This is a genomic window from Catalinimonas alkaloidigena (assembly GCF_029504655.1).
Lineage (GTDB): Bacteria > Bacteroidota > Bacteroidia > Cytophagales > Cyclobacteriaceae > Catalinimonas > Catalinimonas alkaloidigena.
In genome coordinates, this window is record NZ_JAQFIL010000001.1 from 1,882,449 (window position 1) to 1,896,485 (window position 14,037).

Here is a 14,037-nt window from a genome sequence, read left to right on the forward strand (position 1 = left end):
AACTTTATAAGGCTGACAAATACACCTGCTAAGTCTCATCGATAGTAAGCCAGCAGCTTATCATATACCCACAAATGTTGTAGCACATTAAAATTAACTTATTAAATCTAAAATCATGAAAACACAACTGACATTTACCCTGATGATCATCTTTAGTATTTTACTTGCAGGCTGCGAGGAGGAAAAAGAAAATTCTAAAGTTGGAGAAACGAAAACCGATATTATTGGCAATGAATTTCCTGAGTCAAAGGAGGCTATTCATAAAATTATGGATAGTATTGCCCAAAGTATAAAAGATGGAGATATTGACAAACTGATCTCATTCCATGCTTACAGCCCGAAGTTCACAGAGTTTAAAAACGGGGAACCAAGAAATGGTGGAGATGAAAATGAAGAATTTGAAAGAAATGTATTTGGCTCAGTTACTGAAATTTTAAAATTTGATATGAGCGATATGAAAGTCGCTGTATATGGTGACGTAGCCAATGTAACGCTCCACTCAGATTTTCACTTAAAATTTGGAGAAGACCTTGCAGTAGTCAATGACCAGATTTCCTTGTTGTTTGTTAATACTACAAATGGCTGGAAAATAGTCCACGAACATCATTCTCCTTTGAAAAAGGAAAATTAATAACATACACTACAACGTGAGTCATCTCATATTTTAGTGATAGGGTGACATAAAGAAAAAACCTCCTGTTTAGAGAAAAGGAACAGATTTAAACAAGGAGGTTTTTATGTAAATAGATCTACAGAAAGGAGTGTTTATTTTATAATAATTTGTTTATCTAACTGACTTACACTTCCAGGAGGGGTGGAGCATTTTATATCAAAGTCAATGGAGGTAAACTTATGACCACCAGGACCATTTAGCACTATGAATTTTGGACTGAGTTTGTGTACTTGACAGGTTGTTTTTTTCGAAAAACATTTCAAAAAGTAGAGTAGGAGAGGAGTATTTGAGATAATACAAAGCAGACAAGAGTTAACAAGTCACGGTAAAATATTGCGGTATGTGAACATAAAACTCAAATTTTACTCAAGGTTGGTTTTATAGACAATACCGCTTTTCATTATTTCTCCTGGTGATCCTGTGACCTATAAAGTTTATCGTTCTCCCCACTGAATGCAATATTAGTACGGTTTTGATGACCAGCAGAAATACTTCTTATCAAATCACCTCGGGGATTTAATTCAAATACTTTTCCTACTCCAAACTGAGTAACATATATCTTACCCTCAATATTTACTGCAATCCAGTCCGGACCCAACCATTCGCCTTCTTGTGCTTCAGACAGCTTTGCAAATAGCTTTGATACCCCGACTTTTCCTGGAGCTGTAATAGAATAGGATGATATTTCATTTTTAAAGTTGACATCCACATATAGCGTAATATTGTCATTAGAAATCACAATACCATTAGGTATTCCCTCACAATCAGCCACAAAATGGGAGCTACCTTCTGTATCTACATAACCAATTCTTCCTTTATCATTGAGTAATTGGTTCTTATCTTCCTCTCCAGAATCAGTAAAATAAACGCCACCATTTCTTTCCAAAGTTAAATCGTTGGGTAATCTTAAAGGGAATTCTCCACAAGTAGAAGTAAGTTGCTTCAATATTTTGCCGTTATTATCAAGCTTTAGTATAGCATTTAAGCTCACTTCACAAACAATATGGGTTCCATCTGGCAACATATTATGCCCGTTTGAACATACCAGCTTTGCCCAAAATGGAGCGATTTAAGTTTTAACAAAACTATTAAGTTAATGATTGTGATTTTTAGTGCATTAGACAGAAGGCTTAGTCCGAATTACTGAAGGACTTTTGCCCTTCTCAGGACCTAAACATGCTGAAAATAAAGGGGGGTTCGTAAAATAGATTCAAAACTTTTTGTAAACCCTTCGGGGTTCACAGCGGTTGAGTAAAAAAGACAACTATGCACCCCACTGATCCTGCTCCTGAAAACCCTAATCTCATTGCTTTTATCCCTTTTTTGTACCTTGCCTGGGCGGATGCCGACCTGACAGACCAGGAAATCAATGATCTCAGAGAAGCCATTACGGCTTTTAGCTGGCTTACCGATTCTGAGCGTAACTACCTGTATGCTCACCTTAATCCGGAACAAACCCCTTCACCCAATACTCTAAAGGGATGGCAGCGGATCATCAGGCAACATACCAACGAACTTTCCAGTGAGTTGAAGAGTACCCTGGTCACTACCGGCCTGAAGCTGGCCAACGTACACAGCCCACGCACCTCACCATCTGCAGCGATTAAAGAAGCATTGGAACGGGTTGAATCTCAGCTGGGGGTACTGGGGCGTGAGTCGCCCTATCATATACAGCGCCAGGCCCACCCCACCCAAACCAATGAACGGAACACTACCAAAAGTTTTGACCCTCAAATCATCAAGGCCGTTTTAGAGGGAGATGAGCGAGCCACCATTGAGCGCGTCAAAGCACTACTGGTTCAGGAAGAATTTGATTTTGTTTCTCCCTACATCACTGTTCGGCAGTACCGCGAGCAGGTTTTTAAGTGGTGTAAGCTGCTGGCGGATCAGGGGCTGGGTAATACGGCCTATCCCACTGAATACGGCGGAGAAGATGACATTAAAAAGTACTTCGCCATTATGGAAACCCTTTCTTATCACGACCTGAGTATGGTGATCAAGTTTGGGGTGCAGTTTGGCTTATGGGGTATGAGTATATTGTACCTGGGAACGAAAAAACACCACGACCTATACTTACGGCCCATTGGTAGGCTGGAGTTGCCCGGCTGCTTTGCCATGACCGAAACCGGACATGGTTCTAATGTGAAAGGATTGGAAACCACGGCTACCTACGATCAGCAGGAAGGCATGATCACCATCCATACCCCTCATGAGTCGGCTGGCAAGGAATACATAGGCAATGCCGCCGCCCACGGGCAGATGGCTACCGTATTTGCCAAGCTGGTGATAGAGGAGGTAGATTATGGCGTCAATGCCTTTATTGTTCCCCTGCGTGATCAGCAGGGCGAGCTACTACCTGGTGTCCGGATTGAGGACAATGGTCATAAAATGGGGCTGAACGGAGTGGATAACGGACGTATTTGGTTTGATCAGGTCAAAGTAGCCCGGGATGCTATGCTGGACCGCTACGCATCCATAGACGATGATGGGAAATTTAACAGCCTAATCAGTAGCGACAATCGTCGGTTCTTTACTATGCTGGGCACTTTGGTAGGAGGCAGGGTTGGGATTGCCCGCTCTGCCTTGAGTGCGGCCAAGTCGGGCCTGACCATTGCCATTAGGTATGCTGAACAGCGGCATCAGTTTGGTCCTGAAAATGGACAGGAGGTGCCTATACTCAACTACCGCACCCATCAGCGCCGACTCCTTCCCTTACTGGCCAACGCCTATGCCGGCCACTTTGCCCTGCGCTTTCTCACCCGGCGTTTCCTGTCCCGGACCAAGGAAGACATGAAGGAAGTGGAGGCACTTGCTGCCGGGCTAAAAGCCTGGTCAAGCTGGAACACGACCCGCACGCTACAGGAATGCCGGGAAGCACTGGGGGGCAAAGGTTATCTCTCAGAGAATAGGATTGCTCGCTTAAAAAACGATACGGACATCTACACCACTTTTGAGGGAGATAATACCGTGCTGATGCAGTTAGTGGCCAAAAGCCGCCTGGCGGAGTTCAAAAAAGAATTCGCTGACATTAATTTTTTTGGTATGGTCAACTACATCGCTGACAAAGCGCGGATCAATATAGCAGAGAAAAACCCGATCGCCGTTCGCGAAACAAGTCGTGAGCATTTATTGGATTTTAACTTTCATATTAAGGCTTTTCGCTACCGCGAGATGAGGATACTGAAAAGTGCTGCTACGCGCTTCAAACATCATATTGATGAGGGCATGGACTCCTTTGACGCCTTTAACCAAACCCAGTACCATATGTTCAAGGTAGGCTTTGCCTATATTGAGCGAGTGGTTCTGGAGCAGTTCGTAGAAGAAATACAGCAGATTGAGGATGAGGCCAGCCAAGAAGTGCTGACCCAGGTCTGTCAGCTCTTTGCATTATCTCAGATAGAGCAACATAAAGGCTGGTATTTAGAAAACGGATACATGGATGGTGTTAAAACGAAAGCTATTCGTAGAGAGATCAACGAGCTATGTTGGGAGCTTAGAAAGGAAGCCTCCGGGCTCGTGAAAGCCTTTGGCATTCCGGAAAAATTATTACCTGCGCTCATAAAAGATGACTAATCAACTGCTAAGGCTATATATACACTCTTAAATGCTATGGCTGATCCAAACTCTTTAACATATAATACAAGGGTGTTATTGAAGAACACCAGCCAAATACTTAGTTTTATCGGGCTCTTCTACACTACCAGAATTTATCAGTGTACGGCAATTAAACTTGAATAGGGATTCACGATTTTTCAAAATGCCAAAGTGGGGCTAAGTTCATTTTACTCCTCGGCTTTGTTAGGATTTTCCACAATCCAGTAGGGACGGGAAATTCCATTGAGGTCATAAACTACATCACCTGCACGGATGGTGAGTTCGCATTGTAGCTTTTGTGTGCCATCCATTCTGTACCCTCCCGAGTCAATAAAGCCAAACTCTCCTTCCTGCAGGCTGAATACTGCGATATCGGCTATCGCTCCTTCACTCAGGTGGCCCAGCTCTTCGCGGTGGATCACCTGAGCGGGTTTCCAGGTAGAAGCTGTTATTACTTCTGCCAGCGACATCTCCATGTTCAGAAACTTGGACATGATATTGAGTTGATCTTTCATCCCCGCATTCATACTGCCGGTATGCAGGTCGGTGCTGATTGTGTTAGGACGAAAGCCCTCTTTCATGGCGGGAATTGCCTGACGGAAAAGGAAGCTTCCTCCACCATGCCCTACATCAAAAATGATTCCTCGTTCCTGGGCCTCATATACGTAGGGTCTTACATGCCCTCTTTCATCTACTACAGGTATTCTGCCCGGCACATGTGCGAAAGTGTGCGTAAAGATATCACCGGGGCGTAGCTTCTCCATAAATAGGGTCTCAAGCGAAAGGGGCGGGATATGCCCGCCAAAGTCAATCATCACCGGTACGTTGGCCATCTCACCGGCGATTACTGCCTGCTCTACCGGCTTCCATTCCGGACCTGCGTAATGGGCTACTTTTACCCCTACAATCTCAGGGTAGCGCTGCGCCATCATGCCGGTCATCTTACCATCCATATCGTTTAGATTCTGCTCATAAGGCCCTCCTTTCATGCCGGAGCCTACAATATTGAGGAAAGAAAGCACCCTTGTTTTGGACTGGTCTATGGTTTGTTCCTTAAAAGTATTGAAGTTTTTCCAGCCAGCTCCCCCCACATCTACAATGGTAGTTATGCCTACCCGGAAGGTAAAACCATCAGGAGGAAGTGCAGTAAAGCTATTGCTGAGGTAAGCATCCGGCTCAGTACCGTGAAAATTATGGGAGTGGATGTCAATGAGGCCGGGGGTAACATATAAGCCACTGGCGTCAACTACTTTTTCTGCCTCAGCCTCGGAAATATTTTTCGCTACCCGGGCAATACTGTCTCCGCTGACAGCAATGTCCATTACTTCGTCAATATTATTTTTAGGGTCTATTACATGCCCTCCTTTGAGGAGAAGGCTATAGTTTTGTGCCTGGATATGGGTGGCCAGCAGGCAGAAGAACAAAAGAAATATAGGTAATTTGATTCGCATGGTGTAGAGTATATAGAAAAGGTTAATAAAAGGGAAAACAGGCGACAAAGACCAGAAGCGGATGCCAGGTAGCGGACATATACGCTAGCCAGGCTCCTGCCTCCGGTCTACGAAAAGACTAAGTACTTGCCCCGGAGAGTGCCTGCTGAAGACGAGTGGCTACAATCCTTTCCTGCCCGGGACGCATCATCCAGGTGGTTATGCTGATAGAACCCTTACCACCACCGGCGACTTCTATTGAAGGATGACCGCTGCGCAACACTTCTTTGAGCTCATCGCCGGAGATCTTTACTTTTTTAGTATTCCAGGAGACCCCTAGGGTAGGTACATGATTAGCAATCGGAGGCACATGTATATCAGTGGTGACCCCTTTCACAGACTTTGCGGCATCAGCGATATGGGCCACCTGATCTTCCCATAGCTTCCACTCTTGGTCCCGGTCACTATTAAGAAAAGCTTCCAGTGCGGCCCACATGCCCAGTATCTCTTCTTTGTTGATCTTCATCCCTCTACCAACAGTGTCCCCCCTGGGAGGAGCACTAAGTCTGGCAGCGGCAATCAGGTCTTTTTTACCAAGGAGTAAGCCTGCACTCTGTGGCCCTCGCAAGCCTTTACCCCCAGAGAAACAAACCAGGTCGTAGCCCATTTGGGTATATTTCCATAGGTTTTCTACAGGGGGTACATCAGCGGCGCAGTCGTTCATAGCAGGAATATCATGTTTCTTGGCTACTTCCAGCCATTCTTCTACACTGATCTCTCCATTGGGCTCAAAGGTGTTGATGTAGAGCATCATGGCAGTGTTTTTATTGATGGCTTTTTCCAGCTCTTCTTTGGTTTCTACTTCTACGACTTTCACCCCACAGTTACGCACAGCATGGGCATAGCCAATGTTATGTGCTTTCTGAATGATAACTTCTGTCTTCATGCCGGTGCCTTCCAGGTGAGGAATTTGTGCTGCTTTCTTAGGATCCATGCCAGTGAGCACACCTGCCATGCCAAAGGTCATGGCAGAAAAAGCCCCGGAAGTGACCGTAGCAGCTTCACATTTTAGCATTTGTGCGATTCTTTCGCCCACTTTATCCTGTAGCTCATCCAGCATTACATAGTGCTGGGAAGCATAGTTATAGGCATCCTTCATCTCTTCGCGTAGCAGCGAGCCGGTCATGGCCGTATAAGTGCCTGCTGCGTTGATGAAAGTGCGTACTCCCAGTTCGGCAAAATAGTCGCGGTAGAGAGGAGCGGCTGTTGATGCCATCACGGAAGTGAAAGGGGCACTTCCTCCTATAATGCCTCCCACCAAGGGTAGGGCAGAGAGGCGTTTGATCAATTGTCTTCGGTCTAGCATATTGATTTACTTATCCCACCAAACTTTACTGGTCAATAAATTACCTTCTCCCTGTCGATCTACAGCTTCCAGAAAATTAGGTCCATTGATTGTGCCTTCTGAATCAGGAATTACAAAACGTGTGGGAATTCTACCTCCTGTCAGGTTTCCGGGATAATTGGTTGGAACCAGATCAGGATATCCTGTACGTCTCCATTCTGCAAAGATTTCATATTCATCCAGAAACAGACTCACCCATTTTTGAGTATGGATGGCTTCCATCTTTTCCTCAAAAGTTCCGGCAGCAGGAAAAGGATTATTCTCTACGTAAGCATCAATTCTACTGACAGCAATATCTCCTGCACTACCAAAACGGCTCCACTGCCTCATTCCAGCCCTGACCGCTACTTCATAAGTTTCGCCTGCATCTCCACTGTACCAGCCGCGAATAGCAGCTTCTGTCAACAAAAGTTGGGTTTCAGCATTGGTGAATACCAGCAAAGGAGCATCATATTTAAGAATGGTATTAGGATTAGGTTCAGAGAAAGTGGCGAATTCAGCAGGCTTGCTATTAAATACCGCATTGGGCATGCCTTGCTGCAAGCTAGTAGATGTATCTGCTACATACTCACCTGTAGGCGACTGCACCCAAAGCACAGAAATTACATTCAGACGAGGATCACCTGTATTTTTAAGATGGTCAATGAACGTCTTAGCAAGTTTTCCACCTTCCACATTGTCTTCGTTTTGCGGGTCCAGATAGTCGCCTCTCATCAAAGCCCAAGCGATAGGATTGCGGCTGTCAATCTGTGAGCCATCTACATAATCAATGGCCGCCACATCGCTGTCTTCCAAAATCACTCCACCGGCAATGGCTTTTTGCACCCAGCTTTGTGCCGCTGCCTCATCTACTTCGGTTAAACGCATTCCCAGGCGCAGCATGAGTGAATAAGCGAATTTTTTCCACTGATCCACGTTGCCGCTATACATCAGGTCGGCGTTACCGAAAGTTTCTTTGGTTGCATCCATAGCTTTCGCAGCTTCCTCCAGTTCGTTTAGCATATCCTCATAGATAAACGATTGTTCATCATATTTAGGCGTATAGATTTTTTCAATAGAACCTTTGCCAGCTTCCGTATAAGGTATATCTCCATAAAGGTCGGTTAAATGATGGAAGATATATACCCGCCATATACGTGCTACTGAACGTTTATTGACATCCTCAGCATCTTCAGATACTGACAAGAGTACTTCCTCAATTTCGTTGACTGCAGTGGGATAAGCTACTGAGAAATAGGACTTTGAATATCCATCGTTAAAATATTTATCTCCTGCGGCAGGTACTTCTTTGTAAGTAGCAAACTGCTGCATGGATCCTCCGATGGTCAGGGCTGCGGTACCAAAATAGCTGATGTCAACGGCATCCAGTTGGGCTTTGGTGAACAGAAATTCAGGTACGATGTCAGAATAAGCATCGGGATTTTCATTCAGTTCAGCCAGGCCATCATCGCAGGCAGGCAATAAGATAGCCAACAGGGATGCGAAGAAAAATATATTTTTTAAGAAAAGATTATTCATCACTGTAAGATTTAAATGATTAAAATTTCACCATCAGGTTTACACCAAAACTGCGGGTTCTGGGAACACCAAAAGCTTCCAGACCCTGTGCGTTTCCATTGGTGTAACTGGACTCCGGGTCAAACAAGTCGGTATGTTTATGCAGTATGGCAAGATTACGACCTACCAATGAGATGGAGGCAGATTGAAGCTTAATAAAATCCAGCTTTTCTACCGGAAGGTTGTAGCTGAAAATTACCTGACGAAGTTTGATGAAGCTTCCATTGTACACAAAAATATCCGTATAGTTTTTATGGTTATCATAATAGGTGTCAAGTTCTTCTATAGGTACTACCCTCTCATAAGGATTTCCTTCTTCATCTACACCGGAGAGTTGTAAGCCATTTTCTCTGCCAGGTAGTGTTGCCTTTGTCAGACCGAAACGGTGAGAATATTGCGCCAGATTGGAGTAAATTGAGTTGCCAAATTTACCATCCAGCAATACATTCAGGGAGAAGTTTTTGTAACGAAAATCATTGGTCATTCCCATGGTTAGAGGAGGCACACCCAGGCCCAGTTCTTCAATGTCACTACGCACCTCATACCCACTATTGGTATTAAAAACTACCTGTCCATTTTCATTGGTTTTCATTCTGTAGCCTTTGATGATACCGTAAGGTCTGCCCACTTCATTCTGAATAGAACCACCTCCGATTCCGCTGCCTACCTGCACTGTGTTCAACCCTTCCGCCAGACTGATGATCTCACTTTTATTGTAGGCCATGTTGTAGCTTACATTCCAGTTGAAATTGCTGCTGCTCACTGGTCTGCCGGTTAACAACAATTCAATCCCTTTATTATTCAGCTCGCCCACATTGAGCAATGCCCTTCTATAACCGGATGCTTCTGAAACATTCGTCTGGACAATATCATCTGTAGTGGTACGGTTATACAGGGTTAAATCTATGCCTAAACGGCTTTCCATCAGTTGTACATCAATACCTGCTTCGTAGGTAGTAGAGGTAAGGGGGCGGAGGTCAGGATTGGTTACCAGATCGGTAGAAATTTGCTGCACAGGTCTTCCGTTATGCCCGCCCTGCACCATGTCGAAAGTCTGATTGATCAAGTAAGGATCAGGTGTGGCACCACCTACCTGTGCCCAGGAGCCTCTCAGCTTGACAAAGCTTATGGCATTGGGCAGATCAACTGCTTCCGATAAAATGAAGCTACCGCCAATGGAAGGATAAAAGATGCTGTTGTTTTCAGGACTCAGCGTAGAAAACCAATCCTGACGTCCGGTTAATGATAGATATAACAGCCCTTTGTAGTCCAGATCCGCAGAACCAAACAGGGAATTGGTAGCCGTTACCCGATTATCAGGTGTCACAGTCAGGGTGGCCAGGTTGGTATAGCTGTAGAAGTAAGGAATGGTAAACTGACTTCCATCAATGGAGGTGGCATTATTCACTCCTTTTTGTCTGTTTCCGCCCACCATGGCTGTGAGGTTGAAGTTGTTTAGGAAAGAAGTATTGTAATTCAATGTCAGCATTGCATTGGTTTCAGATACGTCTGATTTGAGCGACTCATATCTTCCCTGAGGTTCAAAGGCGGTATTGTAAGGGGTAATGCCCACATAATCAAAATTGTAAAAGTCACGGCTTACACTCCCTCTGATGTACAGGTTATCCAAGATGTCGTACTGAAGATTGGCCTGACCGATGAAACGGTTTTTCTCATCATTGTTCTGGTAGCGATTGACCACCCAATAGGCATTGTTGGCCACAGGAACGGGATTCCATTCAATCTCTCTACCGTTTTCATCATAACCGGGCGCCAGACTTCTGATATCCACTGTATTGGCTACCAGATGCGTTGCCCAACCGGCATTGTAATCGGCATAGCCGGTACCCGGCCTGTTATTGGCTTCTTCCAGGTTATACTGCACAACAGTTTCAAAGCTGAGTCTTTTACCCAGATAGGCATTCAGATTAAGATTTGTAGTTTTTCGATTGAAGCTGGAATTGGGAACCACACTTTCTACGTCCATATCGGACAATGACAATCTAAAGTTCACATTATCGCTGCCACCACTCAGGGCTACGGTATTGACAAAAGTAACGCCTGTCCTGTAAAAGTTTTTGATGTTATCTTTTACATTAACTGGTGAATAAGGACGCTCTACGCCGTCAAACTGAATGGAAGGTTCACCGTCCATAGGTGCGCCGAAAGACAGACGACCGGAACTCAGGGCTTCAGCTTGGGTAAGGGGTTTTCTTCCATCAAAGCCCTGCCCATATTCATATTGATAATCAGGAAACATGGACGGCGTATCAAAGGTAAGGTTACCGTTGTATTCTACGCCTATCCCTTTCTGCCCTTTACCTCTTTTGGTGGTAATCAAAATGACGCCATTGGCCGCTCTTGAACCGTACAATGCTGCCGCTGCTCCCCCTTTCAGTACGCTGATAGTTTCAATATCATCAGGGTTGATACCGGCGATACCATCTCCCCTGTCTACATTGATACCTTGTCCACTGGTGGTAGAACCTCCACCGGGAATGGAATTATCAATGGGCATACCGTTTACCACATAGAGTGGCTGGTTATCGCCTACCAATGATCCGTTTCCCCTAATGATAACGCGGCTGGAACCACCGGGACCTGTGGCTAGGCCTGTGGCATTGACACCAGCTATTTTCCCAGTCAAAGCATTGGCCACATTGGTTTCCCTGGCCTGAGTAAACTCTTCCCCCTTCACTTCAGAAACGGAATACGCCAGTGCCTCTCGCTTACGCTCTATACCCAAAGCAGTTACCACCACTTCAGTTAAAGATTGTATGTCCTGTGAAAGGACCACATCTATGACGCTTCTTCCTTCAATATTTACCTCTTCGGTGGTATATCCGATGGAAGAGAAGACCAAGGCAGTAACTTCATCTCCTACGCTCAGCTTGTAATTGCCGCTGATATCGGTCACTGTACCTGAATTGGTTCCTTTGGCCAGAATATTCACTCCGGGAAGTCCTTCTCCGGATTCTATGTCTGTCACTTTACCGCTGATGGTTTGCTCCAGCGTTTTTTGAAAATTTTTCAAACCGGAGCTCAGATATACCTGGGGCCGAGCCAGCAACTGCTGATTTACCTGTGATAAGTCATGATTGCTGACTGTTTTATTCTCCACTTTTTTAATCTGCTGAGAAGCATTTTCCTCCAGAATGACAAAGACATTGCTCTTAATTTTTTCGTACTTCAAACCCAGTGGCTTAAGTACATGGTAGAGCGCATTTTCTAGTTCTTTGTAGTCAATATGACTTTCGTCCACTGTTTTGTCTTTCACGTCCTGATCCTGAAAAACAATACTCACCTTGTGCTGTGTTTCAAACTTTAGCAACACTGATTTCAGGGATTGCTGGTTGTCCTGGTCATCGGGATGAATGCGTTCATGAAACGCCAACTGGGCTGCTGCTGCGGTAAAGAGGAAGCATACGATTAAAAAAGACATAAAAAGTCTCTTCATTACGCGTAGATTGTGCGACATAATGTTTAAATTTAAAATTGATTTACTTAATACATGACCTGCTTAACTCAATTTCCCCCTGAGTGGGCAGGTTTTTTATTTACTGATCAAAAGCTTATTTCCTTTCAATTCAAAATGCACATTGATGAGTCTGGAAATTACCAGTTCAAATGTTTCCATATTATCCAAGGGTATCGTACCTGACACTTCAATTTGGCTTAATTGCCGATCCTGAAAAACCACCTCATAGCCAAAACGATCTTCAATGGTTTGGGCTATTTCACGCAATGTTGTCGCATCACACAACAGATGATTTTCTTTCCAGGAAGAATAAGTCTCCGGTTTGACTATCCTTTGCGCTACTTCACTTCCTTTTTTGCTCACCTCTATGAGTTCACCGGGCTGCATCAGCATTTCCTTTTCTTGCCATTTCAACCGCACTTTACCGCTATTGAGCACTACCTGCACCTTTTCTCTGCGGGTATTTACGTTAAATTCTGTACCCAATACTTCTATAGCAACCCCATCTGTATGCACCACAAATTTGTAAGGCATCTGTGATTTCAAATTGTCATTTTGACTGATTTTTTTGACTTCAAAGAATGCCTCACCTTCCAGCCATACTTCTCTCGCTTCCCTATCGTTCCAGGCTGAGGGGAAACGCAGGCTGGAGTTTGCATTCAAGGTCGCTAGTGATCCATCTGGCAATGAGATGGGCTTGGTTTCACCATAGGCCGTAGCATATACTTCCTCGTTTGTATGTATACTCAACCAGAGGATCAGAGCCGTAAACATGAACAGCAAACTGATGCTGGCAGCGATACTTAAAGTTCTTCTCCTACCCAACAATGTTCTATTGTTTGTCTGAGCTGTAGAATAAGCAGGATGCATTGGTAATACATTATCGTCTGCTGCAGGGCGAACTACTGCTTTATCTTTTCCCTTATGAATGCCAGCCAATAAGTCACTTACCTCATCTGCACTTAAAGAGTGTTTTTTGAACTTCATTTTTTGCAATATCTCTTTTGCACTCATCAGCTCTTCTGCTTTTTCAGGATGATTGCTTAAGAAGTCATTCCAAAAAACATCCAGATCCTCATGAGGGTGCTCCACCCAATCCCTGAATTTTTTGTCCAGCAAAAAATCTTCTATGGCGTAACTTTGGTAGTTCATATGATGGTTCTTCATGTATAGGATGGGAAAAACTGTAAAACCTATCCTTCCTTTTCAATTTTTTTTTCACTTTCCATAAAAAATCCTCAGATGGTAGTAAATAGGGGGGATTTTATTGGCGTATCAAAAGAAAAAATAAACCTACTTTAATTGCTTCTTTAAATTTTTGATGGCTTTGGAAGTTAGCGTATAGACGGACGCCAGATTGATACACATCATTTGTGCTATTTCCTTTTGGGAAAACTTCTTGAAAAATAGCAGGTAGATAATTTCTTTTTGTCGGGAAGGCAGCTTTTCAATAGCAGTCATCAGGTCCTGTTCCTGGCGTACAAAAACTTCATTGGCGATCATGCGGCTTTCTTGCGATACATCCACTTCTTCTACAGAATATCTTATCTTTTCAAGCATAGGGACATGCCATTTTTTATGCGCTTCTAGATGGGTAATAACACACCTTCTGAAGCTGACCATTAGGTAGTTGCGGATATTTTTCACATCACCCAAAGAATTTCTGCGCTGCCAGATATGAATAAATAACTCCTGTATAGCATCTTTAATCAGATCTGAATCAGCATGAAGATGCATACCATAGTCAAATAAATTTTGCACATTTTTCTGATAGACATATTCAAAAGCCTTTTGACTTCCGGATTTGAGTTCAGCCCAAAGTCGGTCATCATCAAGATGATTAAAAGCATATTTGTATGGCTCTGGAATCATGATCTTCTTAAAAAAATGCTTAGGAGTG

Annotated in this window: 9 protein-coding genes; 2 read left to right on the plus strand and 7 right to left on the minus strand. The window is 44.1% G+C overall.

Annotated elements, in window-relative coordinates; translation table 11 throughout:
• Positions 1-115: 115 nt before the first annotated feature.
• Positions 116-631, plus strand: a complete 516-nt coding sequence (locus OKW21_RS08005) for a YybH family protein (protein WP_277478891.1) — start codon at positions 116-118, stop codon at positions 629-631.
• 442 nt (positions 632-1,073) lie between these two features.
• On the opposite strand, the gene OKW21_RS08010 is transcribed toward OKW21_RS08005, so the two are convergent.
• Positions 1,074-1,697, minus strand: coding sequence for an SMP-30/gluconolactonase/LRE family protein (locus OKW21_RS08010; RefSeq protein ID WP_277478892.1), 624 nt, complete (start codon positions 1,695-1,697; stop codon positions 1,074-1,076).
• A gap of 242 nt (positions 1,698-1,939) precedes the next feature.
• Here OKW21_RS08010 and OKW21_RS08015 point away from each other — a divergent pair, with 242 nt between their 5' ends.
• Positions 1,940-4,246 carry an acyl-CoA dehydrogenase family protein gene (locus tag OKW21_RS08015; RefSeq protein ID WP_277478893.1) on the plus strand — a complete coding sequence of 769 codons (2,307 nt, stop codon included), beginning with the start codon at positions 1,940-1,942 and terminating at the stop codon, positions 4,244-4,246.
• A 209-nt stretch (positions 4,247-4,455) separates the two neighbouring features.
• On the opposite strand, the gene OKW21_RS08020 is transcribed toward OKW21_RS08015, so the two are convergent.
• From OKW21_RS08020 to OKW21_RS08045, 6 genes are all read right to left on the minus strand, one after another.
• A complete protein-coding gene (locus tag OKW21_RS08020; protein ID WP_277478894.1) occupies positions 4,456-5,718 on the minus strand; it encodes an amidohydrolase/deacetylase family metallohydrolase in 1,263 nt (420 codons plus the stop codon).
• A 118-nt stretch (positions 5,719-5,836) separates the two neighbouring features.
• Positions 5,837-7,063, minus strand: a complete 1,227-nt coding sequence (locus tag OKW21_RS08025; protein ID WP_277478895.1) for a DegT/DnrJ/EryC1/StrS family aminotransferase — start codon at positions 7,061-7,063, stop codon at positions 5,837-5,839.
• Positions 7,064-7,069: 6 nt separating this feature from the next.
• On the minus strand, positions 7,070-8,620 hold the full coding sequence (locus OKW21_RS08030; RefSeq protein WP_277478896.1) for a SusD/RagB family nutrient-binding outer membrane lipoprotein: 1,551 nt from the start codon (positions 8,618-8,620) through the stop codon (positions 7,070-7,072).
• A 19-nt stretch (positions 8,621-8,639) separates the two neighbouring features.
• Entirely contained in the window at positions 8,640-12,116 is a 3,477-nt protein-coding gene (locus OKW21_RS08035; RefSeq protein ID WP_277478897.1) for a SusC/RagA family TonB-linked outer membrane protein, read from the minus strand.
• A gap of 96 nt (positions 12,117-12,212) precedes the next feature.
• Positions 12,213-13,304 (minus strand): FecR family protein, encoded by a 1,092-nt coding sequence (locus OKW21_RS08040; protein WP_277478898.1) that lies wholly within the window; start codon positions 13,302-13,304, stop codon positions 12,213-12,215.
• Positions 13,305-13,430: 126 nt separating this feature from the next.
• The gene (locus OKW21_RS08045; RefSeq protein WP_277478899.1) at positions 13,431-14,009 is read right to left on the minus strand and encodes an RNA polymerase sigma factor; all 579 of its coding nucleotides are present in this window, start codon (positions 14,007-14,009) and stop codon (positions 13,431-13,433) included.
• Positions 14,010-14,037: the final 28 nt, after the last annotated feature.